This is a genomic window from Pedobacter sp. KACC 23697 (genome assembly GCF_045348445.1).
GTDB lineage: Bacteria > Bacteroidota > Bacteroidia > Sphingobacteriales > Sphingobacteriaceae > Pedobacter.
Window position 1 is genome coordinate 5106921 of record NZ_CP157485.1, and the last position, 23535, is coordinate 5130455.

Below are 23535 nucleotides of genomic sequence, written 5' to 3' on the forward strand. Positions count from 1 at the left end.
GAGCTTGTCGAAACGACTGTAATTATTAGGCCCTTCGACAGGCTCAGGATTGACAAATCTTGTTTTTCAAGCTTTTATTTAACCCTTTTTCTTCGGCTCTTCCAAATATCCATTAAAAATGATGGGTTGTTTATTTATACTGCTGGCCGTTAAAGAAGCATAACCGTTGGTAGAAATGTTAATCGTGAACCGGTAATTTTCTCTTACCACATCTTTTGTTTCAATTTGGATGGTATACATTCCTTTTTTATTCTTCGATTCTTTGTAGGTGAAATTTTTTGAAGTAAATTTAATTCCCCCTTGCGTCGGATCCATCGGAGCAGAAAAAGACCTTCCAAAATAAGGCAGGTAAGCAACAATACTATCTTTGGTAACTTTTACATCGTATTGAGATCCGGTTAGATTTATCGAAGAACCTGCCTGACTACCTGGCATCGCTGACAATATCCTGTTAATATCATTGTTAGACATTGGTGTGGCCGTGTTGGCTACAAAAGTATAATTTTTATCTCCCACGATTTTTATTGTGGTTTCCTTACCGGTTTGGGCAAAAGATTGAAATCCTATCGAAAGAAATATAAGGCTGAATATTAAATTTAAATGTTTCATAATGTGTGTTTTAAATGTGTAATAATTTAAAGATGCACAGATTTGAAAGATTCCATAATAGTGCCAAAAAATTGGAGTAACGTAAATTAATGATATTAATATTTGGGATTTACTTTTTCCGAATAACTCGATTTGTATAATGGATTACCTTTCTCTTCTACAGAAGCGCCCATTGCAGTGAATTTATAGTTACCTGCAGGCAGGTTATTCAGTTCTATTTCGCCATTTTCGTTAGTGATTAAAGTGATTAAACTTCCTCCCGGATTTTTACCACCCTTAACAATAATACCTCCAATTGGTGATCCTGCCACCCGTGATCTGGGATTGGTGGAAGGGACCATAATGATAAATTTATAATTTCCATTGCTCGAATTGTTAAATTCTATTTCTCCGTTTTGATTGGTAACGAAATTTAGAGTACTGCCCTCAGGGGTTTTACTGCCTTTAACCACAATGCCACCAATAGGTTGCCCTTTGACGAAACTTACCTCACCAGTAGTTATATCCAGTTTACCTTTAATAGATTTCATGATGCAAGGGAAGTGAGATTCCGGATAATTTACTTTGCAATAATCACAGTAATGCCCTTCAGCTGTCTGTACCCTTAATTGTGGTGTATTTGTTTCTTTGGTTTCTGATGTAGCAGTTCTTTTAACTTGAGCCAGGATGGTTAATGAAATGAATAGTAGAAATGTTGCTAAAGCAGCCCCTTTTTTCATAAAATTTGATTAGAAGGGTAAAATTAATCAAAAAATGTGGTTTTGACCAGTGCTGGCCGGTTTTGGAATTTGTACCCGTTATTTTTTCTTTGATGCTTTGGCAAAAGGGTTAAAATCCAGGGCAAGCTTAACCCAAAAATCAAGTTCATCATTTCTAACTAAAACATCTTCTGATACCGAAATATAGCCCTTCATCGGTCGGCCGCCCATTACCATTTGTTCCCAGCCATCCTTATCCGATAAATTTTCTAACGCATTGGGATCCAGTCTTACCATCAGACCCTCTTTGGAAACACCGATGCACATTTTGCCATTCACCATAAATACCAATCCGTTAAACATCAGTTTTTCTTCCACATCGGCAATGTGCATTAAACGTTCGGCTACACGGTGGGCAAGGGTTTCGTTGTATACTCTCATAGGTCATACTATTGGCAATTGATAAACAGAAACAATTTAATCTTTAACTTTCATTCACAAAAAATAAAATAATTAAATTTGCAACATGTTGTTAAACTGCTATCAGGAAGAATTATTAGAGGCTGGATGTGATGAAGCGGGAAGAGGTTGCCTTGCAGGGCCGGTTTTTGCAGCAGCGGTAATTTTGCCCAAAGGTTTTGTACTTGAGGGTTTAAATGATTCCAAACAGCTTTCTCACGAGCAAAGGGCGTTGTTAAGGCCAATTATTGAACAGGAAGCGCTGGCATGGGCAGTGGCATCCTGCGATCATGAGGAAATCGATCGCATTAATATTTTAAATGCATCTTTTCTGGCCATGCACAGGGCCATTGAAAAATTGCAGACCCAACCACAATACCTGGTTATTGATGGAAACCGTTTTAAAACTTATCCTCAGATTCCGCATAGCTGTATTGTTAAAGGCGACGGTAAATACCTCAATATCGCTGCAGCTTCCATATTAGCCAAAACACATCGCGATGAATATATGACCAACCTGCATGTAGGTTATCCTCATTACAATTGGCAGCAGAATAAAGGCTATCCTACAATAGCACACCGTAAAGCTGTACTCGAAATCGGCTTATCGCCTTTTCACCGTAAAACTTTTAATGTGAGCGATCCTCAACTAGAACTGTTTTCAAAAAACGCCTAAAATTTCGTATTTTCACCACGTTGTGAAAATTCTGTTGATTACTAAGCGGGTTCCCTTTCCGCCAAATAGTGGTTATCCGATTGTGGTATATAACACCATAAAAGGTTTACTGCAACTTGGTGCAGATATTACATTGTTTAGCCTTAACCCAACAAAAGGGCGGATCGATATTGAAGATATTTATGATCCTGTTTTTGAACAGGTTAAATACCATACCTATGATTTAGATACCGATGTAAACGTGTGGTCGGCTTTTTTCAATATTTTCACCAACGAATCGTACAATGTATCCCGTTACTACAGTGAAGATGCTGCAAGGCAGCTGGAAAATCTCTTACGGGAAAACGTATTTGATATCATCCAGTTCGAAGGTCTGTTTGTGGTGCCTTATTTGGATGTAGTTAAAGCAAATAGTAATGCTAAGCTGATTTATCGTGCACATAATATTGAATTTACGTTGTGGGAACGTCTTTCGCATTCAGAAAAGTTTCTCATCAGGCGCAAATACCTGGCGTTTTTGGCACAACGGCTCAAAGCATACGAAACGGATCAGATTAACCGGTTTCACCACATTTTTGCCATTTCCGAACCCGATCGTCAAAGTATATTAAGGTTTGGTTGCGAGATTCCGATGTCGGTTTTTCCCGTTGCCATCGATTTGGAAAAATATCAGGTAGACAAGACCAAAACCAGTTTCCCTACGCTTTTTCATTTGGGGGCTATGGATTGGCGGCCAAATCAGGAAGGGTTAGAGTGGTTTTTAGATGATATCTGGCCGGATATTGAAAAATTAAATAAAGATCTCCGGTTTTATATCGCCGGAAAAAACATGCAGAAACATTTTTTTGAGTACGATTCTGAGAACCTCATCGTTGAAGGAGAGGTATTTGATGCAGTAGAGTTTATGAACTCAAAAGCAATTATGATTGTGCCCTTAATTTCTGGTACCGGAATGCGGGTGAAGATTATTGAAGGCATGGCGATGAAAAAATGTATCATTGCTACAACCACTGCAGCTGAGGGAATTAATTGCAAGCATGGCCATGATATCTTAATTGCTGATTCTGCAGATGAATTTTATCGGTCAATTTTACAATGTGTTATCAATCCTAAACGTTGGGTAGAAATAGGAGAAAACGCCAGGAAAACGGTCGAAAATGATCATGGGGTTCATTTAATCTCCAGTAAAATGCTAAAGATTTACGAAGAATTGGTGAGTGCATAATGTTGAATGTAATAATGGCATATAAATTTCAGAAACTTTGAATCATAGCGCCTGTTTAAATTCAATAAATAATTATCGCTTCTTGAGTCTGTCTGAGCCAGTGCTTTGACTGAGGCTAATCGATGCTGAAACAAGTTCAGCATGACGGATAAATAGAAAAATCGCCTAAAAACGCCATATAAATTAACCTCAAAATTTTGTCTTTTTCTTAGTAGTTTTGCCCCACAAAGAATTAGAATGAAATCACCATCATTGTGGTTTAAATTGTAATCGCTTCATTATTCATAAAAAATAAAATTTACGGATGAAAAATACCGCATTAACAGAAAAACACATCGCTTTAGGCGCTAAAATGGTTCCATTTGCAGGTTACAATATGCCTGTTACTTACGAAGGTATTAATGCCGAACATGCAACTGTTCGTAATGGGGTAGGTGTTTTTGATGTGAGCCACATGGGTGAATTTATTCTTAAAGGTGAAAATGCATTAGACCTGATTCAACGGGTTACCAGTAACGATGCTGCTAAGTTGTATGATGGAAAAGTTCAGTACTCTTGTTTGCCCAATCAAGATGGTGGTATTGTTGATGATCTTTTGGTTTATAAAATAGATGATAAGACCTATATGTTGGTGGTAAATGCATCAAACATTGAAAAAGATTGGAACTGGATACAACAGTTTAATACAGAAGGAGTAGAAATGCACAATATTTCTGATCAAACTTCTCTTTTAGCCATTCAAGGGCCAAAGGCTGCTGATGCTTTACAAAGCCTAACCGAAGTTGATCTGGCTTCAATGGAGTATTATACCTTTGTAAAAGGCACTTTTGCAGGTATTGATAATGTGGTGATTTCTGCAACAGGTTACACTGGTGCGGGTGGCTTTGAGATTTATTTCGAAAACCAATATGCCGATCAAATCTGGGATGCTATTTTTGAATCAGGTGCGCCGTATAACATTAAGCCAATTGGTTTAGGTGCACGTGATACTTTACGTTTAGAAATGGGTTTCTGTTTATACGGAAATGATATTGATGATACGACTTCGCCAATTGAGGCCGGTTTAGGCTGGATTACTAAATTTTCTAAATCTTTTACCAATTCAGAAGCATTATTGGCGCAAAAAGAAGCAGGTATTCAAAAGAAATTGGTTGGTTTTGAAATGATCGACCGTGGTATTCCTCGCCATGATTATGAAATTGCTGATGCTGAAGGAAATATCATCGGTAAAGTAACTTCTGGTACCCAGGCACCTTCTTTGCAAAAAGCAATCGGTATGGGTTACATTGCAAAAGATTTCGCTAAAGAAGGAACTGAAGTTTTTATTGTAATCCGCAATACGCCAATTAAGGCTAAAGTGGTTAAGTTTCCTTTTTATAAATAAGATTTATAGTTAAAGCAGTAAAATATTTTTTGAAGTGATGGAACTGGAAGAAAATAAATATAATGAGCTGCTTTATCACATTGGGTCAACTTTACAAACGGCAAAGCAGAATGCGATAAAAGCAATTAATGTTGAACTGATTATTGCCAATTGGAAAATTGGGAGATATATTGTTGATTTTGAACAACACGGCAAAAAAAGAGCCGGGTATGGTAAGGAATTATTGGTGACGCTTTCTGCAGATTTGAAGTTGAAATTTGGAAAAGGATTTAGCCGGTCAAGTTTGCAGCTTATGCGTTTGTTTTATATAAACTATCCTAAATTTCAACCCTTAGCAGACGAAGATTTAATTCGCCAGACGGTGTCTGGCGAATTTCCAAAACGCCAGACACCGTCTGGCGTTTTTCTTAGCTGGAGTCACTATGCGGAACTTTTAAATATTGGTTATATATGCTACAGGAGGACTTTCTAATAAAATCTTCGTCTCCAAATATCAGCTTTATTTACCTGATCAAAAACTCCTGGAAGAAAAGGTAAAAGAAATTATTAATGAATAAATCTCCTCAAATGTCAAAAAAAATAGAAGTTTGTTTAACGCCAGCCCTGATCGATTTATACGATATTGAGCAGAGCATTGTGGTGGTCATTGATATTTTAAGGGCTACCTCCTCTATTACCTATGGCATAGATAATGGCGCTGAAGCGATTATTCCGGTGGCCCAGGTGGAAGATTGTTTAAGCTATCGCGATAGCGGATTTTTATTGGCGGCAGAACGAAACGGAGAGGTTGTAGCAGGTTATGATTTCGGCAATTCGCCATTCTCTTATACCTACGAAAAAGTAAACGGAAAAACAGTTGTTCTAACCACAACAAACGGCACCAAGGCTTTACATTTGGCACAGAAAAGAGCCTGTCAAGTTGTGATCGGGTCTTTCCTGAACTTAGATTCGCTTTGTAATTATTTGAAAATTCAGGATAAAAATGTGCTTTTACTTTGTGCAGGCTGGAAAGATCAGTTCAATTTAGAAGATACCCTTTTTGCAGGTGCGGTGGTAAGCAATCTGCGTCAGAACTTTGAACATTTTGATGATTCCAGTGTGGCGGCTGAAGATTTATACGGCCTGGCTAAAGGAGATCTTAGAAAATACCTTCACAAATCATCGCATAGCCATCGCCTGGCCCAATTGAATATAGAAGAAGATGTTGTTTTTTGTTTACAGCTTAATCTGTGTAAAACAATTCCCGTACTGGAAGGTGAACGTTTGGTAGCCTTAAAAACTAATTAATATAGTTCACGTTTATAAAGGGAATTGTGAAGAACTAAATTTGTAATGTGGTTGCATCAATCACAAGAATAGTTTCTTCTCGGCTATAAAAATGCCACTCTCTATTATTCTCGTCGCAAATGAGGATAATGGATAGTATTAAAACTAAAAGCCGAAATTTAAGCCTAGTAATACTGCATTTTTTCTAAAATTAGCACCGTTAAATTGAGTTTCCTCTGTTGCCCGGGTATTGTAATATGCTTTATCTACACCAGTATAGGTATTGATGTTATTGATTCTATAATCAACCTCCAACCGTAAACTTTTATTTAATGGTACTGCCAGATTGATATCTCCCGCTAATGAAAAGGAATTTGCCTGATGTGTAAAACTTACCGGCTTTGCAAAATCAGGGATTAAATTCCAATTGGCTTCGGCTGAATACTGGTAAAAACCACTTAAAACGGTAGCCCCGATACTGAATTTTTGCATTTTAAGAACGAATGCTGCTCCAAAATCAAAGCCTTTATATCTTGCTTCATATATAGAGTTTAGGCCTTTGCTATCGGGGTTACCGGCACTTTCTAACAGATGAAATTTTTGCTGATTATACGACAGGCCAACAATTGGATTAATGCTAAAACCTCCAAATTTTACGAACTGATAGCCTAATTGTAAACTACCATTGTATAAATAGCCTTTATTTGCGTTGAGCAGATCAAAATAAAAAGCATTTTGCCTGTTATCATCTGCATAATCGGTATCTTCTACTTCGCCTTTAGTTATGCTGCCGTATTGGTTGATGGCTTTAATAGTGAACCGATCGGTAATCTTGTAGCTAACATCTAGCCCAAAACCAGGCCCTTGAAGATTTTTCCAGACCAGTTCTGATAATATATTTGGATCTGTTCCGGCCGCGTTCCCGGCAATAGACCAATCAAATCCCGATTGCTGGAGACCAACATAAGGCTTTATCTCCCATTTATTGGGATCATATTGTGCGGATGCAGTCTGGTAGAATAGAACGAGTATTACGCAGGCTAAAAATGGTTCGATAAATGAAATCCGTAAAACGGTTGGCATACCTGTTTTTAATTTTATGGCATTAAAATACACATAGTGGCCAATAATACCACTATGTGTTATTATTATTTCCTAAAATGGATATACTGAAGCAATAAATGTTTTATCAGTGGGAGATAATACGGTATTCCATCCAACTTCATAGTCACCGATGGTTAGTTCATTTGGAACCGAATAGTGCATAATCGAATATTTATCATAAGCACTATAATTGGTTTGTGTTGTGCTGTATTTTGCAAATAAATTATTATCAACATCAGCTTGGCTCCAATAATTTGGGGCAGCAGCATAATAAGCATAAACAGCTGGTTTATCCCATGGAATAGCTACCAATGGATGTTGATGTTCATGAATCATCCCCAATGCATGACCAAATTCATGTATCACTACACGGCTATACTCAGAATCTGCTGTGCTTGCTGTTAACCAGCCAAAATTCATGGTAGCACCAGTACTTGGTGTTGATTTTCCGATGTAAGACCAGGATCCATCTCCGCTTACAAAACTTACCCTGATTTTAGCAGTATTGTCGTTCGTAACAAAATTAAATTTAATGTTGGCGTATTGTTCCCACTCTTTGGCATACTGGATTACCTTAGCCCTGATGGCTGCGGTGCTTCCATTTAAACTTACTTTAATTGTGGTTCCTGGTGTCCATTTAGTCGACTTTAATACAGCGCCTCTTGGTGTAGTGCCATCTAAAGATCTTTCAGTACAGATCTGAATGTTACCAAGCGGATTAACAGCAGCTATTTCCGGTTTTTCTAAATCTGCATTTTCTGTAGGTCTTTCTTTTTTACAAGCGTATAATACTGTAGATAGCGCAAGGGCAGTTAATAAGGTTTTATTTAATTTTAAAAATTTCATGTTTAGGTTTTTTTAGGTAAAATAATGATCTGATTTTTGACTGAAAATCAATTTAGAAAATAGTGAAGACAGGAATTCTTCTTCTTTGGAAAAGAATAATTTGGTGAAAAAACATAGATAGACATTTAGGTTTGTTTGCCGCAAAGTTGCGGAGTATGTCCCAAAATAAAATTTAAATATGTTATTATCAAGAAAAATGTAATATTTATATCTCAATAGTGTATACAATACACTTCATAAATATTGATATAATAACTATTAATTAGTATAATTAATACTACATTTTGAAAAAAAATATGTTGTAGAGAAAGCTGCTTATTTTGTAATTAATTCAGAAATTGTCGGACTGTTTTTGATGGTAATTAAAGCTTCTTCGTGCGCCAGCCAGTAAATGTCTTCTGCGCGTTTCATGTCGAAAGTACTGATTGCCCCTAAACCTTTTGGCTCGATTAATACATTACAGAATTTAGCTTTTCTTTCCATATCATGGTTAATAGACATAATGCCTGCGCGCCCCATTAAATTGGTGATACCTGTAATTTTATCAACTGGTTTGAGGTGGTTGCATGATGAGCCTATAATAAAATCGCAGTCATCCATTAAAGGTTCAACGGGAAAATTATTTAAGATGCCGCCATCCACATACATCTGGCCATCGATCATAATAGGTTTAAAAATGCCAGGGATACAACTAGAGGCATGGACAGCCCTGATCAGCGGTCCTTTTGTAAAATAAACCAACCGGCCTTCGCTAAAATTTACAGCAGCAATAGTTAAAGGTATTTTTAATTTTTCAATGGAATCTTCAGGGAAATATTCCTTTAGAATTAAAGCGGTATTTTCAATATTAATTAAGCCTAGTGAACCAACTGCCGGACGTACAAAGCGCCAGAGCTTTGTTCTGAGGAAAATACTTAAGCCTTCTTCGGGATCTATACCGGCGGCAAAAAAGGCGCCGGCAATGGCTCCTGCACTTGTTCCGCTAATGTGGCTAAAGGTAATGCCCAAATTACTAAAGGCCTTTAAAACGCCTAAATGTGCTATCCCTCTAATGCCTCCGCCCGATAATACAATGCCAACTTTCATAGATTTAATTTAGGATACTTGTTTAATAAATTGACTCAGGACTAATAACTCCGGACTATTTTTGCTGTTTAGGTTTATACTTCGATTGATTTAAAATTTTCTGCGCATCATTATCTGCCATTAACTCTTGCAAAGTAATATCAGGATGCGTTTTCATATATTTTTTAACAATCTGCCATCCCATCCATACACCCAATTTTGGTGCCGAATCTCTATTTTCGCCCAAACCTGGCGTAAAAGGTCCTTCAGATAAAAACACCTGTATTTTTTGATAGTCGGTTTCATACAGATAATTGTTCTCTAAAAAATATGCCCAGATATCTCCCTCAAAATTTTGTGCCCAGTCTAATTGCTGTTGGGTATATCCGATTTTGGTAGAATCGCCAACATTTTCAGGCAAAACCTGATCAAGAAAGTATAAAATCTTTCCCTGAAAAATCATTTTAGATAATAAGGTTCTATTGTCATCAGGCTCTGCAAAAAGTTCTTCATGCGCATAGGTTTCGGCTACACGGGGCACAATATATTCAGGTGTAAACCTCCTGGAAAGATATAAGGGTACACTTTGCACAATAGCCCTGTAAAATTTGCTGTCCTTGCCCAGAAACATGTCTAAACCAATACCCAGATAATTATCGCCTACCGGCATCTGGTAAGCAAAACCTGAAGCAAAGGAAATAAATTTTGGAATCTTTGCTTTTGGATAATAGTATTTAATGTATTTAAAAGTTTCGTTTAATCCTTCCTCCTGTACATTTAAATTTGGAAAAACACTATCCACTTCCTTACTTAAATCGGTATAGGCCTGATCATGATATAAATTGGCCAATGATTCAATGTTGGAATACTTACTGTCTAAAATCCGGTGGATAAAATCATCATAAAACACACCATACTTTAAAGCAAGTTGTTTATCTACATTAACAACATCTTTGTTTTTTCCATTAAAGAGTTCCTGATCAAATCTTTCAATTTTGATGTCTACCTGTATATTGCTTACATCAGGCCTGTTGCTATGACTGCAGGAAATAAATGTGATGGCAAAAAGAAAAATTAGATAAATTTGCCAGTGTTTTACGTTGTACATCATGTATCACAAATATATAAACACCTATAGCATGAAAAAAATATCAACCATTTTAATTTTATCTGTTTTAAGTTTTGGTGCCCGGGCACAAAATTTGCCTTTAACCAGTTACGGCTTTAGACTAGGTTTAACTGCTACTCCAACACTTGGTTGGATTAAACCCGAGCAAGGAAAAACAGATGGAATAGCTTTGGGCTTTTCTTATGGTTTAATTGGGGATTTTAATTTTGCTCCAAATTACAGTTTTTCTACAGCGCTGACCATTACTTCGATTAATGGTAAAAGTACAGAGGCTAATGTATTACCTTATTATGCGCCAAGTTCGGCACCGAAAGCTTATGATTTAAAATATAAACTACAATACGTAGACCTGCCGTTAACCATAAAATTAAAAACCGTAAAAACGGAAGGAAGACGTTGGTATGGTCAGTTCGGATTGTCTAATTCAATCAACATCAGCGCAAAACAAGATGCAGTTACAGGTGGAACAGTAGTTGGCGATAATTTAAAAGTATCTGATCACATCAAACTTTACCGTGCCGGACTCATTATTGGTGGAGGTGGGGAATTTGATATTTCTGGCAATACCAGTATTGTTGCAGGTTTAACTTTTAATAATGGTTTCACTAATATTGTAACAGATAAAGCGAGAGATGTTAGAAATCACTATTTAGCGCTTAATTTCGGCATATTCTTTTGATCGAGATATCTGTCTTAATACTCGCTTTTCACTACTTGATACTCACTATTACTTGATACTACAACCATGAAAATAGCACTAGCACAACTTAATTACCACATCGGTAACTTTGAGGCCAACACTAAAAAAATAACCGAAAATATTCAATTGGCTAAAGAAAAAGGAGCTGATCTGGTTGTTTTTGCCGAATTAGCTATCTGTGGCTATCCTCCAAGAGATTTTCTGGAGTTCGAAGAGTTTATTGCCCTGTGCGAAAGTGCAGCTCAGGAAATAGCAAAGCACTGTGCAGATATTGCCTGCATTGTTGGTTTACCGATAAAAAATGAGGTATTACAGGGAAAAGACCTGTATAATGCAGCTTATTTTATTGAGGAAGGAAAAATTAAGGCCGTTGTTAAAAAAGCATTATTGCCCACTTACGATGTGTTTGATGAATATCGCTATTTCGAACCTGCCACACAATTTAACTGTATTGATTTTAAGGGTAAAAAGATTGCTTTAACCATTTGCGAGGATCTTTGGAATATTAACGATAATCCATTGTATGTATCAAATCCAATGGATGAGCTGATTAAAGCGCAGCCAGATGTAATGATTAACATTGCAGCATCACCTTTCTCCTATACCCATGATGATGAACGCATCAAAGTGTTGGCCTGTAATGCAAAAAAATATCATCTCCCGGTATTTTATGTAAACCAGGTTGGTGCGCAAACGGAGATTATTTTTGATGGCGGTTCTCTGGTTTTCGATGCTGATGGAACAATGAAAGCAGAGATGAAGTATTTTGAAGAAGATCTTCAGGTATTTGATCTGGAAGAGGTTGAAAATGTGCGGAATAAGTACCCGAAATCTGAAAGATTAACGGATATTGAACAGATCCATGATGCGCTGGTTTTAGGAATAAAAGATTATTTTGGGAAGTCTGGTTTTAGTAAAGCGGTTTTAGGCTTGTCTGGCGGAATTGATTCGGCTGTGGTATGTGCCCTGGCCTGTCGTGCATTAGGCCCTGAGAACGTAATGGCCGTTTTAATGCCCTCTAAATTTTCATCCGGCCATTCTGTTCAGGATGCTTTAGACTTGGTTAATAATATCGGTTGCATGCACGAAATTGTGCCCATTAAAGACGTTGCAGAAGCTTTTGATCATATACTGGCTCCGGCTTTTAAAGGTTTGCCGTTTAACCTGACCGAAGAGAATATCCAGGCCCGGATCCGCGGCATCATTAACATGGCGATGAGCAATAAATTTGGCTATATTTTATTAAATACCTCTAACAAAAGTGAATGTGCAGTAGGCTATGGTACGCTGTACGGCGATATGTGTGGTGCAATCGGTGTTATTGGTGATGTATATAAAATGCAGGTTTTTGAGCTGGCGAAGTACATCAATAAGGAAAGGGAAATTATACCGGTTAATACCATTGTTAAACCACCGTCAGCAGAACTGAGGCCTGATCAGAAAGATTCCGATTCTTTGCCTGAATATGAAATCTTAGATAAAATATTATACCAGCACATCGAAAAGAAACAAGGCTCAAAAGCCATTATTGCGCAGGGTTTTGATGAAGCATTAGTGCTGCGTATTTTAAAGATGGTAAATATTGCTGAGTTTAAACGTTACCAAACGCCACCTATATTAAGAGTATCGCCCAAAGCTTTCGGTATGGGAAGAAGAATGCCGATAGTTGGAAAATATATGGCTTAAGTTGTTTTAACTGCTCAATTGTTGGAATTGTTAGGTTAACTGGTTAATTGTTTAACCTTAAAATTGGTAGAAGAGGCTGTCTCGTAAATACATTGTCATCCTGAGCCTGTCGAAGGACCTTTTTTTAATTTTTTACAAGGCGTTTCGACAGGCTCAACGTGACAAATTCGAGGTGAATACAATTTATAATACAGCCTATATTATAATCTGAATAGCATGACCAAGCATCTGCAACTTATTAAACAGATACTTCGTAATTCAACATGACAATACTTTAAGCTAAAGTAGCATCAACTGTAATAGTTGTATTCAATAATTTAGAGATCGGGCAGTTTTTCTCCGCATCTGCTACAAGTTCATCAAATTTTTCCTGTGTTAAGTCTGGTACGGAAGCCGTTAAAGTTAAGTGTGATTCTACAATTTCACCTTTTGATGGATCAAGGTTAATTTCACATTTAGTTTCCAGTTTGTCTGCTGTAAATCCTGCTTCAGTTAAGTTAGCAGATAGTTTCATGGTAAAACATCCTGCGTGTGCTGCAGCAATTAATTCTTCCGGATTTGTGCCCACACCATCTGCAAAGCGAGTATTAAAAGAATATTGAGTGTTATTTAAAGTGGTACTTTGTGTAGTGATGTTACCACTACCTTCTTTGATAGAACCTTGCCATACGGCTGTTGCATTTCTTTTCATGATCGGATTTTATTTTTAGATTGTTTAACACCTAAAGATAAAAATATGTTTGTGTAAAGCCGCCAGTTCTTTGTTAAGAAATCCTTATTATAAAAATTATTTCCCAATTTTTTAAATACGCATATCAAAAAAAGAGAAGCTATTTACTGAAACAGCTTCTCTTTCATTACGATCTTTTAGGTTATTGATCTGATTTTTAATTATAAAGGATATAAGACAGCAGTAGCTTGTTTATCTTTGGCAGATAAAACCGTAGCACCACTTCCGCATTGCCCGCCGTTCATTAGCGATTGTGCATCTGTTCCGCCAACACCAGGAACATTAGTTGTTGTAGATTGATTAGTATGCTTAAATGAAATGGTATGACCAAACTCATGCGTGATGGTTCTGGTGCGCTGTGCAAAAGAATTGTTTTGAATAAGCGCCTGATTGATCCAAACGGTATTACCAGCTTTACCATTTGATGTTGACAGATAAGCCTGTCCACAGGTGGAACTTCCGATCGTATTATCCACTTTAATCAGGATATCGTACACCGTTCCGGTGGTGATTACAAATTTTAGTTTAGAATTAGGTACCGTATTCCATTGGTTAATGGCGGAATTGATTTCGCTGGTCATGCTGGTTATTGAAGGATCAATTTTTACGCGGATGTTCGTGCTGTTGGTTACGATATAACCATTGTAATATTGTTCTGTTATCGCTTTTCCATAATCAGCCGGAACTTCCATTTTCTTGCTGAATACGATATCTCCATCAACTACGTAATTGTCGCCACTTTCTACGATCTGCGTATCAGTAAAGCCGAGATTTTTAATGTAAGCGAGCACTTTTTGATTTTGATTAGTTTGAATTTCCGCGTCACCAGGAACATCATTTTTTTTCTGGCACGAGAGGATAACTGTTGACAGCAAGGCAATCAAAGCAGCTTGTTTAAATAAGTTTTTCATTGTTTAGGTTTTTAGTTTAGATCGTAATTAAGTATTAAATAAAATAAATATAGCCATAAAAAAATGAAATTGTATTTTTATAACTATTATTTTGTAATCTTAATCAGTATTTTTAGATCTAACTTACTGTCCTAATTTATTTCGTGTTTTAACTGATTATTTCTGATTGAGTGATATAGTAGCATGCCTATACCTATCATAATTGAAATATCGGCAAAATTAAAAACACCTGTCTGGAAGAAATAAAAATCCATGTGCATAAAATCTGTAACCGATCCATGAACAATCCGATCATATAAATTGCCTGTACCCCCACCAATCAGAAAACACAAGGCAATTTGCATAGTCAGTGGCAAGTTCGTTTTACTAAACAAAAAATATAACCCATAACCCAAAAATAATAAGGGTAAGCCTGTTAAAATAATGAGCCTGAAAATATAGGGCATGTTATCGCCCAGACTTAAAAATGCACCACTATTTTCTACTTTGGTTAAGGTAAAACGGTCTTTTATAATGCTAATATGCTCATAATCACTGATTTCAGTACGGACAATTCTTTTAGAAATCTGGTCGCAGCTAAAATTTAAGGTTAGTAATAAGAGCAATATCGACCAACGGAGGTTTTCTATTTTTTGCATAATTTTATCTGATAATATCGGCATCAACCGGTGTGTAGCCTAAATGCCTGCTTAATGACATGATTTGCCCCTTGTGATGAAATTCGTGGGTAATAACATGGGTAAACAATTGCAATGGATTTACCGTTACAATCTGTCCATTTCTGTGCAATTCCATTTCCTGCAGCTCATTTCCTTTAAACTTTTCGATAAATAAGCCAATATATTCATCTGCCTGACTAAAATAAGTCTGGCAGTCTTGTAGGGTCTGGTAATTTTCGAAAGGTAAAAACTCCTGTTCAATGCCTAAGGCTCTTTCGCCAATCCACGCACAATAGGTTTGACAGATGTGAACCAGTAAATTTCTGATAGATCCTCTGCCGAAAGAACTGTTGTTGGTTAAGAAATCCTGTTCTGAAATGCCCCTGATATAATTTAAAAGGGTATTTCTGGATGATAAAATGAAATCTTACTGTTGTTTAAGCATGGCCTGGTTTCCTGATCCATTTTCTAAACGGAATAATCAAAGCCAATATAATGGCGGTAATGCTCAATAATTTTGCGATTAGATCTCCGCTTTTTACATAAAAGGTAATCTCGTCATTCAGGTTGATGTTGGCCTTCAGGGCAGTTCTGGTCCACCATTTGGTGCTTTGTGTTATATCGCCACGTTGATTGATGAAGCACGAAATTCCCGTATTGGCCGAGCGGGCTACATCGCGATGGGTTTCAATGGCTCTCAGTTTGGCATACATCATATGCTGGTCTTTTCCTGAGGTATTTCCCCACCATCCATCGTTGGTAATAATCGCAATAAACTGTGCCCCGTCTTTAACCTGCTCACCGATCCAGTCGCCCCATAAACTTTCATAACAAACCACAGGCGCAACCCCAATGCCGCTCTGGGCGTAAAGCACACTTGGCTTATCTTGCCAGCCCCATCCTCCAACAGTTCCGCCCAACTGCGCAAAAACACCGTCTAAAAATGAAAATACTTTTGGAAAAGGCATTTTTTCTACACCGGGGACCAATTTGGATTTATGATAAAACTGAACGTTTGCAGAATTTTCTACCTGCATGGCGGTGTTAAAATTATCAAAATAAATACCACGCTGATCATCAAACTTTGAGGTTATAGTTTTTTTATCCTGATAAATTTTAATACTTTCTATACCTGTAATTAATGTTCCGTTTTTGTACTTTGATAAAAAGCTTTGCAGGGTGATGAAATCACTATTGCCTCTGATTTTATCTTCATCTGCGTAATTTGGAATGGCAGTTTCCGGCCAGATAAAGTACTCGGTATTGGTTTGCCCAATAGAGTCTGATAGGTGTGTCAATATCCTGATCTGTTCGGCTGGTGGGATATTTTCCAGTTTTTGGTAGGGATCTATATTAGGCTGAACCACCACCACATTACTTGGTGTACCCTTTTGTACTGCCGTAAAATATTTGGTTAATGAGATGCCGATGGGAATAATGACCACCAAAGCCCAGATAACTGCTGTTCTAAACTTTAAATAACCCTTTTGTGATTTAAAGTTCTGGTAAGCTTCAAAAGCCAGGATATTGCTCACTAAAATCCAAAGTGAACCACCATAAATACCGGTATAATCATACCACTGTGCCAGCTGGTGCATTCCTGCTAAACCATTACCCAAGGTCATCCAGGGGAAGGCTAAATCCCAGGTTTGCTGGAGATATTCCAAAGCAATGTAAAAGGAAATCAAGCCGATATAGGCAATCTTTTTGTTTACATACCGGCTTAATCGATAGTATAACCAAAAGGCAAAGGTCATCAACAAAGCGCCTAATCCAAAAGGGATTAAGGAAACTGGTAGTGCTACTGCCGGGCCATTGTAGGCGCTTATTGCATTATACACCCAATAAATAGATGCCGTATTCCAAACTAAAAAAGTCAGACCTGCCGTCAGGAAAATTCTTTTGCCCTGTTTTTTTTCGGAATTAGTTGAAATCGAATCAAGTGCAATAAACAAAGGCACCAAGCCGATCAATAACAAAGGTGTAGTAAAAGGCATTGGCGGCCAGGCCAGCCAAAGCAAGCATGCACTGAGGAGGGCGAGGAGGTAGGTTTGTTTAGATTTCATTACTCAGGGGTAAAATCGTCATGCTGAATTTATTTTACAAGTAGAAACAGTGTTTTCAATTGCCTTGTAGCTACTCCGTGGTCAGCATCTTAAATGCTATTTTCTTTTAAGGATTTTAAGCAGGAAGCATTTATTTAAGTGTTAAGAATAAATCTTCCCAATTAGGATTTAATTCATTTATTAAATTTATTTTCCATGCCCTTTTCCAGTTCTTTAACTGTTTTTCTCGTATTATCGCTTCTTCAATACTGTCAAATTGTTCAAAAAATACCAACAGATTACAATTATATCTAGCAGAAAATGAATTAGGATAACATTTATCTTTATGTTCTTTAATTCTGAAATACAATTCTGATGTCACACCAATATAAAGAACCGTATGTTTAAAATTGGTTAGTATATAAACATATCCGCCTCTTTCCATCTTTAATAATCAATTAAGACCCTGAAATAAATTCAGGGTGACGGATTTCGTCTACAAACTTTCCAAAATAGTGGCTTTTTTAGCTTCATATTCTTCCTGGGTAATCAGGTGTTTATCGTATAGTGTTTTAAGCTTGCGTAATTTTAATGTGGTTTCGTCTTCCGGCTCTTCTACCACTTCGGCAATTTGGATAACAGGTTGTACCGGTTCCGGAGCTGGTTCATAAGCGGGGATTTCGGCAAGCGGCTGCGCGTTTAAATTAATGGGAGAGGCTGTAGCACGGTTTTCTTCCAGTTTTTGCTGGCGTAACATTTCTTTATACGCTTCTAATTGCTGGTTTGCAGCCTGATGTAATTTACGGGCCTGTACTTTCGGAATAAACTCGGTTACAATATTTTCGCCATGTTGTGGAACACAGATAAATTTAGAACCAAAAAATTCTTCTTTAAATGAAACCTCTTTAATGCTTTTCCACGAAATATCTTTAAAATTCATCGTTAAGCCTAAATTACCCGGTTCGCAATAAAAAATCCGTTTGTTGGAAATGGCAATACTATCTGGCAACAAGTTTACCGCTGGTTTTTTCTGTACGGCTAAATATAAAAGTTCTTCACCTGTGGTTAAAAGGTCGTTTAATTTTCCAATAACTTTTTCAACCGCTTTTGGGTCTTGCTCGTCACTTAGAAATCGATCTATACTCATCATAATATTTTTAATTGTGGTGTTGGTTATGTTTTTTGATGCTACGCTTCAGCATCGTCATATTTGTTTTTGCTCTTAACATTGGGTTTCCCCGCTATGCAAATTACAAATTCTCCTTTTAAAGTATTGTTTTCAAAATGTGATTTTATTTCTGCCAAAGTGCCTCTTACCGTTTCTTCGAACATTTTGGTGAGTTCTCTACTTACCGATGCCTGCCTGTCGGCTCCCAAATAATTAGCAAACTCCTCTAAAGTTTTTAATAAACGGTGCGGACTTTCGTAAAGTATAATGGTACGCTCCTCTTCGGCTAGTTTTTTAAATTTGGTTTGTCTGCCTTTTTTAACCGGCAGAAAACCTTCGAAACAAAATGCATCGGCTGGTAAGCCCGAATTAACCAAAGCAGGTACAAAAGCCGTTGCGCCAGGTAAACACTCTACAGCAATTTCATTTTTAATGGCCTCGCGTACCAGGAAAAACCCCGGATCTGAAATGGCCGGTGTTCCGGCATCAGATATCAGGGCAATTTTTTGTCCTTCGTTTAAAAACTTAATAATTTCTGATGTGGCCTTATGTTCATTGTGCTGGTGGTGTGAGAAAACTCTTTTATCAATCCCAAAATGTTTGAGCATCGGGGCACTGGTACGGGTATCTTCAGCGAGGATCAGATCACATTCTTTTAAAATACGGATTGCCCTAAAGGTCATATCCTCCAAATTGCCTATGGGCGTTGGTACGAGAAAGAGTTTACCATCCATATTTCGGTTTTCAGTTTAAAGTTACCGGTTTGCAGTTTTTTCCAAACTCCTTACCCCAAACTCCAAACTCTTGTTATCTTTGCTTAAAAAAAATTAAATAATGCTGCAAGTTAACTATATCCGCGAAAATAGAGAGAAAGTTTTAGAACGTTTAAGTATCCGTAATTTTAAACAACCGGAACTGGTAGATGAAATCATTAAAATTGATGAAGAGCGCCGTTCCACTCAAACTTCTTTGGATAATATTTCTGCTGAGGCTAATGCAGCGGCCAAACAGATTGGCGATTTAATGCGTACGGGTAAAAAGGAAGAAGCGGAAGCCATTAAGGCACAAACGGCTTCTCAAAAAGAAAATATCAAAAACCTGAGCGATAAATTAAATGAGCTGGAAACTGCTCAGCACAATTTAATTGTTCAACTGCCTAATTTGCCTTATCACCTGGTGAAACAGGGATCTACTGCAGAAGAAAACGAGGTTGTTTTAACACACGGCGAGCCAGCTCAATTACCAGACAAAGCATTACCACATTGGGAGCTTGCTGCGAAATATGATATTATCGATTTCGAATTGGGTGTAAAAATTACCGGTGCCGGTTTCCCGGTTTACAAAGGTAAAGGAGCGAGGTTACAGCGTGCACTGATCAATTTCTTTTTAGATCATGCCACTGCAGCGGGTTATAAAGAAATGCAGGTGCCTCATTTGGTTAATGCGGCTTCAGGTTTTGGTACCGGGCAGTTACCTGATAAAGAAGGACAGATGTATCATTCAACGGTTGATGATTTATATTTAATCCCAACAGCTGAAGTTCCGGTAACCAATTTATACCGTGATGTAATTGTTAAAGAAGAAGATTTACCTATCAAAAATACGGCTTATACACCTTGTTTCAGGAGAGAAGCAGGTTCTTATGGTGCCCATGTACGGGGTTTAAACCGTTTACACCAGTTTGATAAGGTTGAAGTGGTTCAGATTACCCACCCGGATAAATCTTACGAAACTTTAGAAGAAATGAGCCAATATGTACAGTCTTTATTGAAAGAACTGGGATTGCACTATCGTGTATTGCGTTTATGTGGTGGCGATATGGGCTTTACCTCTGCCATGACTTACGATATGGAAGTATGGAGTGCTGCTCAGGAGCGCTGGTTAGAAGTTTCTTCTGTATCAAATTTCGAAACCTACCAAAGTAACCGTTTGAAATTACGTTTTAAAGGAAAAGAAGGAAAGGCACAGCTTGCGCACTCTTTAAATGGAAGCGCATTGGCGTTACCGCGTATTGTAGCTTCGATTTTAGAAAACTACCAAACCGAGAATGGAATCAAAATTCCTGAAGCTTTGATAAAGTATACAGGGTTTGATAGGATAGATTAGGCTTAGATAAATCGTCATTGCTCCTTGCAATGAAGATTTTTTCATAAAAAAAGCTTTGCAGTAGTGCAAAGCTTTTTGTTTTTATAGATAGATGTGTTTTTTCTGATGATTATAAAATCAGGATCAACAATAAGATGATGATGATAATTGCGCCAACTGAAAGGTAAACACCACCGGAAATAGCACGGGCCTGACCTTTTAATTCTTTTAGCTCGCTACGTAAAGCCTTACGTTCTGCTCTCGTTAAATTCGATTTGTCCATGTCTCTGATTTCTTCAACACGGGTTTTGATTCTTTCCAGTTTCACTGCTTGTTCTGCAGATAATTCTGTTGGGTTTTTTGCAGGCTTATCAGCTGCCTGAGCCGAATTAAAACTAATGCCTAAAGAGAAAACCAGCGCTAGCGTGTAAATGAATTTTTTCATAATATTTAATTTTTTAGTGTTCGATTTCTATGTAACAAAAAACCTACCAAAATGTTCTGGTAGGTTTGAAAAGCATTAATTTAACGCTTACAATTTTTACTTGATCTCGAAAACCGCATTTACTGTAAAATTCAGTTTTATCTTTTTAAAATCAATTTCCGGTGTGCTGGAAGCATCAGCCATTTCAGCTTTCATCGCATAATTTCTGTAAACGGGTTGCATTACATTATCTCCACCATCTTGTATCTCAATCACACTGCCCAATTTATCACCTAATGCCTCTACCATATATACTGCTTTCTCTTTTGCAGCTAATAAAGCTTTAACTTTAAGCTCTTTTTTTAAGCTTTCGATTTTAGAATAATCGTAGCTTTCGATATTGGTATTGGCAATTCCTTTGGCATCTATCGCTTCTAATATCGCGTTGAATTTGTTCAGGTCGCTAACTTTTAAACGGTATTGTTTGCTGGCCAGGAAATCGGGATTTTTCTTTTTTTCCGTTTCATAATTCCAGCTGCTCAGGTTGCTGATGGTTAAGTTTTCTTTGGCAATGCCTGCTTTTTGTACAGCGGCATACAATTGTTTTTCCAATTCTGTGATGTCTACTTTTTTCTTTCCGTTCAGGTATTCCTTAAGCGAAATGCCGATGTAAATAATATCTGGGGTAACTTCGGTTTCTGCTGTGCCGCTTACGCTGATTTTTCTGCGTAAATCTACTTGTTGGGCCATCGCTGTTGATAATCCTAAAAATGCAACCAGTGCAAATGCTATTAACTTTTTCATAATCTGTAGTGTTTTTTAATTGTGATGAAGCTTGCATAAGCTTTTTATATTTAGCTTTTGTTTGCTTATGCAGGTTTCATAACTTGTTTTTCTTTGTGTGTACTGTAATGATGTAAACCATGTACAAATTCCACACCGGGATTTTATTTTTTTTATTTCATAAACGATTATCGCCAGTTAAAGGCTACAATTTTTTCTCTTGATAATCCTATATGGTTTATTTACAGTATAATAAATTGTCCTCCGTTTGGTGGGGCAAAATTAGATAGCATACATTTTTGGATGAAAAAATGCTGGAATAATTGAGAAGTCCTGTTTTAGAGGTCTAAATTTCTTCAAAATTATTCTGTATTTCCTGGGGAGAATACCTGATGAAGAAAATTATGCGCAAGGTTTTATGCTTAAATAGACGGAATTATATATGGTTATAAAACCTGGCGCAGCAGAGTTCTCTGCAGAATTTTAATCATGTTTCACAATCGGGAATTGCAAAAAGAATTGAATGTAGGTTGTTAAACCTTTGATACTTTAACTGCCGTTGGTCCTTTTTGACCCATTTCTACCTCGAACGTAACTTTATCACCTTCTTTAATCTGGGTGATCAAACCGTTTGCGTGAACGAAAATACTGTCCTGTGTTTCAGTATTTTTAATAAAACCATAACCTTTACTGTCGTTGAAGAAAGTAACTGTTCCTTTTTTAACAGGATTTTCATCAATGATGTCCTCTTGTCTGGAGATACCGATCTGAATATCTTCTGTATTAATAACTTTCTTTTTCTTCGGATCTGGTGGAGTAGAAGAGATGTTTCCGTTTTCATCAACGTAAGCCATCATGTCTTCAAGTGATAAACCTTTTTTGGCATTAGCCTGACGCTCTTCTTTTTTCTCTTGTTTATCTTTTTGTTTTTTTAATCGTTTTTTTTCGTTCTCTTTTTTACTGTATGTTGCCTGAGATTTAGCCATATTTTATTTAATTGTTTTGTTTTTGAAAGGTGAGTGGAATGGAGAATTATACAAAGATAACAATACTTAAGCATAAACACGATTTTATTCGGTGAATGCTCTTGTCATGGCGGATAATGTTTACCACGGAAACGTAAGATGTAGCTTTCAACTAAGTTTTGATGCCAAAAAGTAAGAGCCCTTCGGTGGCGGCGCACCTGTACCGATTTTTCATCGGTAGCCGAGGCAAGAATTGTGCGAAGGAAAAAACGTCAATCATATTGATTTTTATCCAATAAATTATCCCTCAGGATGACAAAACAAGTAGGATATGTCTTTAACAGTGATAACGGCTGTGGTTAAAAATGTTTTACGAAATCCATTTTACCTTATCAATCTGGTAAACGAAATTCCATTTTACCGGTTCTCCATAGTAAGCCACCTCGATTTCGGAAATTTTAATTGCACCGAGCTTTTCTGATGCTTTTTGCGAACGGAAATTTGTTGCGCCGATGTGCAGGATTACTTTATCTACAAATTTAAATGCATAATCAAGCATTAATGTTTTTAAAGCCCTGTTATGTCCTTTGCCCCAAAATTCGCGTGCAATAAAGGTGTAGCCAACCGCAACTGAACTGTTTGCCTCATCGAGCTCATAATACCTGGAGCTGCCCACAATTTTGTTGGTTTCTTTTTCATATACAATGAAAGCTCCATTCGATTCCATTGCGCCCTTAAAGAAATTTTCGAAAACTTCTCTCTTATAGCGGTCTTTGTTGGGGTGCTGTTCCCAGATCAATGGATCGGAAGCTACAGCAAAAAGGGCTTCGAAGTCAGACTCTTTTAATGGAACTACTTTAATTAAATTATTTTCTAGTGTGGGCTGTAGATCGAAATTCATTTATTAAGGAATAAAAA

Annotated in this window: 27 protein-coding genes; 8 read left to right on the top strand and 19 right to left on the bottom strand. The window is 37.2% G+C overall.

What is annotated here, in order from left to right; translation table 11 throughout:
* Window positions 1-78 precede the first annotated feature (78 nt).
* The 3 genes from ABEG20_RS20915 to ABEG20_RS20925 form a co-directional block, all read right to left on the bottom strand.
* The gene (locus ABEG20_RS20915; protein ID WP_406825150.1) at window positions 79-609 is read right to left on the bottom strand and encodes a DUF4251 domain-containing protein; all 531 of its coding nucleotides are present in this window, start codon (window positions 607-609) and stop codon (window positions 79-81) included.
* 95 nt (window positions 610-704) lie between these two features.
* Window positions 705-1328, bottom strand: coding sequence for a hypothetical protein (locus ABEG20_RS20920; protein WP_406825151.1), 624 nt, complete (start codon window positions 1326-1328; stop codon window positions 705-707).
* A gap of 78 nt (window positions 1329-1406) precedes the next feature.
* Window positions 1407-1748 carry a TfoX/Sxy family protein gene (locus tag ABEG20_RS20925; RefSeq protein WP_406825152.1) on the bottom strand — a complete coding sequence of 114 codons (342 nt, stop codon included), beginning with the start codon at window positions 1746-1748 and terminating at the stop codon, window positions 1407-1409.
* 85 nt (window positions 1749-1833) lie between these two features.
* On the opposite strand from ABEG20_RS20925, the gene ABEG20_RS20930 reads away from it, so the two are divergent.
* From ABEG20_RS20930 to ABEG20_RS20950, 5 genes are all read left to right on the top strand, one after another.
* Complete coding sequence (locus ABEG20_RS20930) at window positions 1834-2442, top strand: ribonuclease HII (protein WP_406825153.1); 609 nt, start codon at window positions 1834-1836, stop codon at window positions 2440-2442.
* A 34-nt stretch (window positions 2443-2476) separates the two neighbouring features.
* A complete protein-coding gene (locus tag ABEG20_RS20935; protein WP_406825154.1) occupies window positions 2477-3667 on the top strand; it encodes a glycosyltransferase family 4 protein in 1191 nt (396 codons plus the stop codon).
* 304 nt (window positions 3668-3971) lie between these two features.
* Window positions 3972-5051 carry a glycine cleavage system aminomethyltransferase GcvT gene (gene gcvT, locus ABEG20_RS20940; protein WP_406825155.1) on the top strand — a complete coding sequence of 360 codons (1080 nt, stop codon included), beginning with the start codon at window positions 3972-3974 and terminating at the stop codon, window positions 5049-5051.
* A gap of 37 nt (window positions 5052-5088) precedes the next feature.
* On the top strand, window positions 5089-5523 hold the full coding sequence (locus tag ABEG20_RS20945) for a DUF1016 N-terminal domain-containing protein (RefSeq protein WP_406825156.1): 435 nt from the start codon (window positions 5089-5091) through the stop codon (window positions 5521-5523).
* A 95-nt stretch (window positions 5524-5618) separates the two neighbouring features.
* Entirely contained in the window at window positions 5619-6338 is a 720-nt protein-coding gene (locus ABEG20_RS20950; protein WP_406825157.1) for a 2-phosphosulfolactate phosphatase, read from the top strand.
* A gap of 144 nt (window positions 6339-6482) precedes the next feature.
* On the opposite strand, the gene ABEG20_RS20955 is transcribed toward ABEG20_RS20950, so the two are convergent.
* From ABEG20_RS20955 to gldB, 4 genes are all read right to left on the bottom strand, one after another.
* The gene (locus ABEG20_RS20955; RefSeq protein WP_406825158.1) at window positions 6483-7400 is read right to left on the bottom strand and encodes a hypothetical protein; all 918 of its coding nucleotides are present in this window, start codon (window positions 7398-7400) and stop codon (window positions 6483-6485) included.
* Window positions 7401-7472: 72 nt separating this feature from the next.
* Window positions 7473-8267 carry a M12 family metallopeptidase gene (locus tag ABEG20_RS20960; RefSeq protein ID WP_406825159.1) on the bottom strand — a complete coding sequence of 265 codons (795 nt, stop codon included), beginning with the start codon at window positions 8265-8267 and terminating at the stop codon, window positions 7473-7475.
* A 315-nt stretch (window positions 8268-8582) separates the two neighbouring features.
* Window positions 8583-9353, bottom strand: a complete 771-nt coding sequence (locus ABEG20_RS20965) for a patatin-like phospholipase family protein (RefSeq protein ID WP_406825160.1) — start codon at window positions 9351-9353, stop codon at window positions 8583-8585.
* 55 nt (window positions 9354-9408) lie between these two features.
* Window positions 9409-10443: a gliding motility lipoprotein GldB gene (gldB, locus tag ABEG20_RS20970; RefSeq protein WP_406825161.1), complete on the bottom strand. Its 1035-nt coding sequence runs from the start codon at window positions 10441-10443 to the stop codon at window positions 9409-9411.
* A 28-nt stretch (window positions 10444-10471) separates the two neighbouring features.
* Between gldB and ABEG20_RS20975 the strand changes: the two genes are divergently transcribed.
* Both ABEG20_RS20975 and ABEG20_RS20980 read left to right on the top strand, forming a co-directional pair.
* Window positions 10472-11140 (top strand): porin family protein, encoded by a 669-nt coding sequence (locus tag ABEG20_RS20975; protein WP_406825162.1) that lies wholly within the window; start codon window positions 10472-10474, stop codon window positions 11138-11140.
* Between the two features lie 66 nt (window positions 11141-11206).
* Window positions 11207-12847: an NAD+ synthase gene (locus ABEG20_RS20980; protein WP_406825163.1), complete on the top strand. Its 1641-nt coding sequence runs from the start codon at window positions 11207-11209 to the stop codon at window positions 12845-12847.
* A 274-nt stretch (window positions 12848-13121) separates the two neighbouring features.
* Here the strand turns inward: ABEG20_RS20980 and ABEG20_RS20985 are convergent, their stop codons facing one another.
* The 8 genes from ABEG20_RS20985 to rsmI form a co-directional block, all read right to left on the bottom strand.
* Entirely contained in the window at window positions 13122-13538 is a 417-nt protein-coding gene (locus tag ABEG20_RS20985) for an OsmC family protein (RefSeq protein ID WP_090983017.1), read from the bottom strand.
* Between the two features lie 200 nt (window positions 13539-13738).
* Window positions 13739-14488, bottom strand: coding sequence for a M57 family metalloprotease (locus ABEG20_RS20990; RefSeq protein ID WP_406825164.1), 750 nt, complete (start codon window positions 14486-14488; stop codon window positions 13739-13741).
* Between the two features lie 131 nt (window positions 14489-14619).
* On the bottom strand, window positions 14620-15126 hold the full coding sequence (gene lspA / locus ABEG20_RS20995) for a signal peptidase II (RefSeq protein WP_406825165.1): 507 nt from the start codon (window positions 15124-15126) through the stop codon (window positions 14620-14622).
* 4 nt (window positions 15127-15130) lie between these two features.
* Complete coding sequence (locus tag ABEG20_RS21000) at window positions 15131-15568, bottom strand: DinB family protein (protein ID WP_406827407.1); 438 nt, start codon at window positions 15566-15568, stop codon at window positions 15131-15133.
* A 16-nt stretch (window positions 15569-15584) separates the two neighbouring features.
* Entirely contained in the window at window positions 15585-17213 is a 1629-nt protein-coding gene (lnt, locus tag ABEG20_RS21005) for an apolipoprotein N-acyltransferase (RefSeq protein WP_406825166.1), read from the bottom strand.
* A 130-nt stretch (window positions 17214-17343) separates the two neighbouring features.
* Window positions 17344-17637 (bottom strand): GIY-YIG nuclease family protein, encoded by a 294-nt coding sequence (locus tag ABEG20_RS21010; protein WP_406825167.1) that lies wholly within the window; start codon window positions 17635-17637, stop codon window positions 17344-17346.
* A 51-nt stretch (window positions 17638-17688) separates the two neighbouring features.
* On the bottom strand, window positions 17689-18342 hold the full coding sequence (locus tag ABEG20_RS21015) for a PH domain-containing protein (protein WP_406825168.1): 654 nt from the start codon (window positions 18340-18342) through the stop codon (window positions 17689-17691).
* A gap of 38 nt (window positions 18343-18380) precedes the next feature.
* Complete coding sequence (gene rsmI / locus ABEG20_RS21020) at window positions 18381-19094, bottom strand: 16S rRNA (cytidine(1402)-2'-O)-methyltransferase (protein WP_406825169.1); 714 nt, start codon at window positions 19092-19094, stop codon at window positions 18381-18383.
* 100 nt (window positions 19095-19194) lie between these two features.
* Between rsmI and serS the strand changes: the two genes are divergently transcribed.
* The gene (gene serS, locus ABEG20_RS21025; RefSeq protein WP_406825170.1) at window positions 19195-20466 is read left to right on the top strand and encodes a serine--tRNA ligase; all 1272 of its coding nucleotides are present in this window, start codon (window positions 19195-19197) and stop codon (window positions 20464-20466) included.
* A gap of 109 nt (window positions 20467-20575) precedes the next feature.
* Here serS and ABEG20_RS21030 read toward each other — a convergent pair whose 3' ends face one another.
* The 4 genes from ABEG20_RS21030 to ABEG20_RS21045 all read right to left on the bottom strand — a co-directional run bounded on the left by ABEG20_RS21030 (window position 20576) and on the right by ABEG20_RS21045 (window position 23518).
* Window positions 20576-20890, bottom strand: a complete 315-nt coding sequence (locus ABEG20_RS21030; protein WP_335317655.1) for a hypothetical protein — start codon at window positions 20888-20890, stop codon at window positions 20576-20578.
* Between the two features lie 96 nt (window positions 20891-20986).
* Window positions 20987-21673, bottom strand: coding sequence for an SIMPL domain-containing protein (locus ABEG20_RS21035; protein WP_406825171.1), 687 nt, complete (start codon window positions 21671-21673; stop codon window positions 20987-20989).
* A 512-nt stretch (window positions 21674-22185) separates the two neighbouring features.
* Window positions 22186-22638 carry a cold-shock protein gene (locus ABEG20_RS21040; protein WP_205059235.1) on the bottom strand — a complete coding sequence of 151 codons (453 nt, stop codon included), beginning with the start codon at window positions 22636-22638 and terminating at the stop codon, window positions 22186-22188.
* A 349-nt stretch (window positions 22639-22987) separates the two neighbouring features.
* Window positions 22988-23518, bottom strand: coding sequence for a GNAT family N-acetyltransferase (locus ABEG20_RS21045; protein WP_406825172.1), 531 nt, complete (start codon window positions 23516-23518; stop codon window positions 22988-22990).
* Window positions 23519-23535 lie beyond the last annotated feature (17 nt).

Bases quoted from the DNA above. Each gene is read 5' to 3' on its own strand.
- ABEG20_RS20915 (WP_406825150.1), bottom strand. From the start codon at position 609: ATGAAACATTTAAATTTAATATTCAGCCTTATATTTCTTTCGATAGGA.
- ABEG20_RS20920 (WP_406825151.1), bottom strand. From the start codon at position 1,328: ATGAAAAAAGGGGCTGCTTTAGCAACATTTCTACTATTCATTTCATTA.
- ABEG20_RS20925 (WP_406825152.1), bottom strand. From the start codon at position 1,748: ATGAGAGTATACAACGAAACCCTTGCCCACCGTGTAGCCGAACGTTTA.
- ABEG20_RS20930 (WP_406825153.1), top strand. From the start codon at position 1,834: ATGTTGTTAAACTGCTATCAGGAAGAATTATTAGAGGCTGGATGTGAT.
- gcvT (WP_406825155.1), top strand. From the start codon at position 3,972: ATGAAAAATACCGCATTAACAGAAAAACACATCGCTTTAGGCGCTAAA.
- ABEG20_RS20945 (WP_406825156.1), top strand. From the start codon at position 5,089: ATGGAACTGGAAGAAAATAAATATAATGAGCTGCTTTATCACATTGGG.
- ABEG20_RS20950 (WP_406825157.1), top strand. From the start codon at position 5,619: ATGTCAAAAAAAATAGAAGTTTGTTTAACGCCAGCCCTGATCGATTTA.
- ABEG20_RS20955 (WP_406825158.1), bottom strand. From the start codon at position 7,400: ATGCCAACCGTTTTACGGATTTCATTTATCGAACCATTTTTAGCCTGC.
- ABEG20_RS20960 (WP_406825159.1), bottom strand. From the start codon at position 8,267: ATGAAATTTTTAAAATTAAATAAAACCTTATTAACTGCCCTTGCGCTA.
- ABEG20_RS20965 (WP_406825160.1), bottom strand. From the start codon at position 9,353: ATGAAAGTTGGCATTGTATTATCGGGCGGAGGCATTAGAGGGATAGCA.
- gldB (WP_406825161.1), bottom strand. From the start codon at position 10,443: ATGATGTACAACGTAAAACACTGGCAAATTTATCTAATTTTTCTTTTT.
- ABEG20_RS20975 (WP_406825162.1), top strand. From the start codon at position 10,472: ATGAAAAAAATATCAACCATTTTAATTTTATCTGTTTTAAGTTTTGGT.
- ABEG20_RS20980 (WP_406825163.1), top strand. From the start codon at position 11,207: ATGAAAATAGCACTAGCACAACTTAATTACCACATCGGTAACTTTGAG.
- ABEG20_RS20985 (WP_090983017.1), bottom strand. From the start codon at position 13,538: ATGAAAAGAAATGCAACAGCCGTATGGCAAGGTTCTATCAAAGAAGGT.
- ABEG20_RS20990 (WP_406825164.1), bottom strand. From the start codon at position 14,488: ATGAAAAACTTATTTAAACAAGCTGCTTTGATTGCCTTGCTGTCAACA.
- lspA (WP_406825165.1), bottom strand. From the start codon at position 15,126: ATGCAAAAAATAGAAAACCTCCGTTGGTCGATATTGCTCTTATTACTA.
- lnt (WP_406825166.1), bottom strand. From the start codon at position 17,213: ATGAAATCTAAACAAACCTACCTCCTCGCCCTCCTCAGTGCATGCTTG.
- ABEG20_RS21010 (WP_406825167.1), bottom strand. From the start codon at position 17,637: ATGGAAAGAGGCGGATATGTTTATATACTAACCAATTTTAAACATACG.
- ABEG20_RS21015 (WP_406825168.1), bottom strand. From the start codon at position 18,342: ATGATGAGTATAGATCGATTTCTAAGTGACGAGCAAGACCCAAAAGCG.
- rsmI (WP_406825169.1), bottom strand. From the start codon at position 19,094: ATGGATGGTAAACTCTTTCTCGTACCAACGCCCATAGGCAATTTGGAG.
- serS (WP_406825170.1), top strand. From the start codon at position 19,195: ATGCTGCAAGTTAACTATATCCGCGAAAATAGAGAGAAAGTTTTAGAA.
- ABEG20_RS21030 (WP_335317655.1), bottom strand. From the start codon at position 20,890: ATGAAAAAATTCATTTACACGCTAGCGCTGGTTTTCTCTTTAGGCATT.
- ABEG20_RS21035 (WP_406825171.1), bottom strand. From the start codon at position 21,673: ATGAAAAAGTTAATAGCATTTGCACTGGTTGCATTTTTAGGATTATCA.
- ABEG20_RS21040 (WP_205059235.1), bottom strand. From the start codon at position 22,638: ATGGCTAAATCTCAGGCAACATACAGTAAAAAAGAGAACGAAAAAAAA.
- ABEG20_RS21045 (WP_406825172.1), bottom strand. From the start codon at position 23,518: ATGAATTTCGATCTACAGCCCACACTAGAAAATAATTTAATTAAAGTA.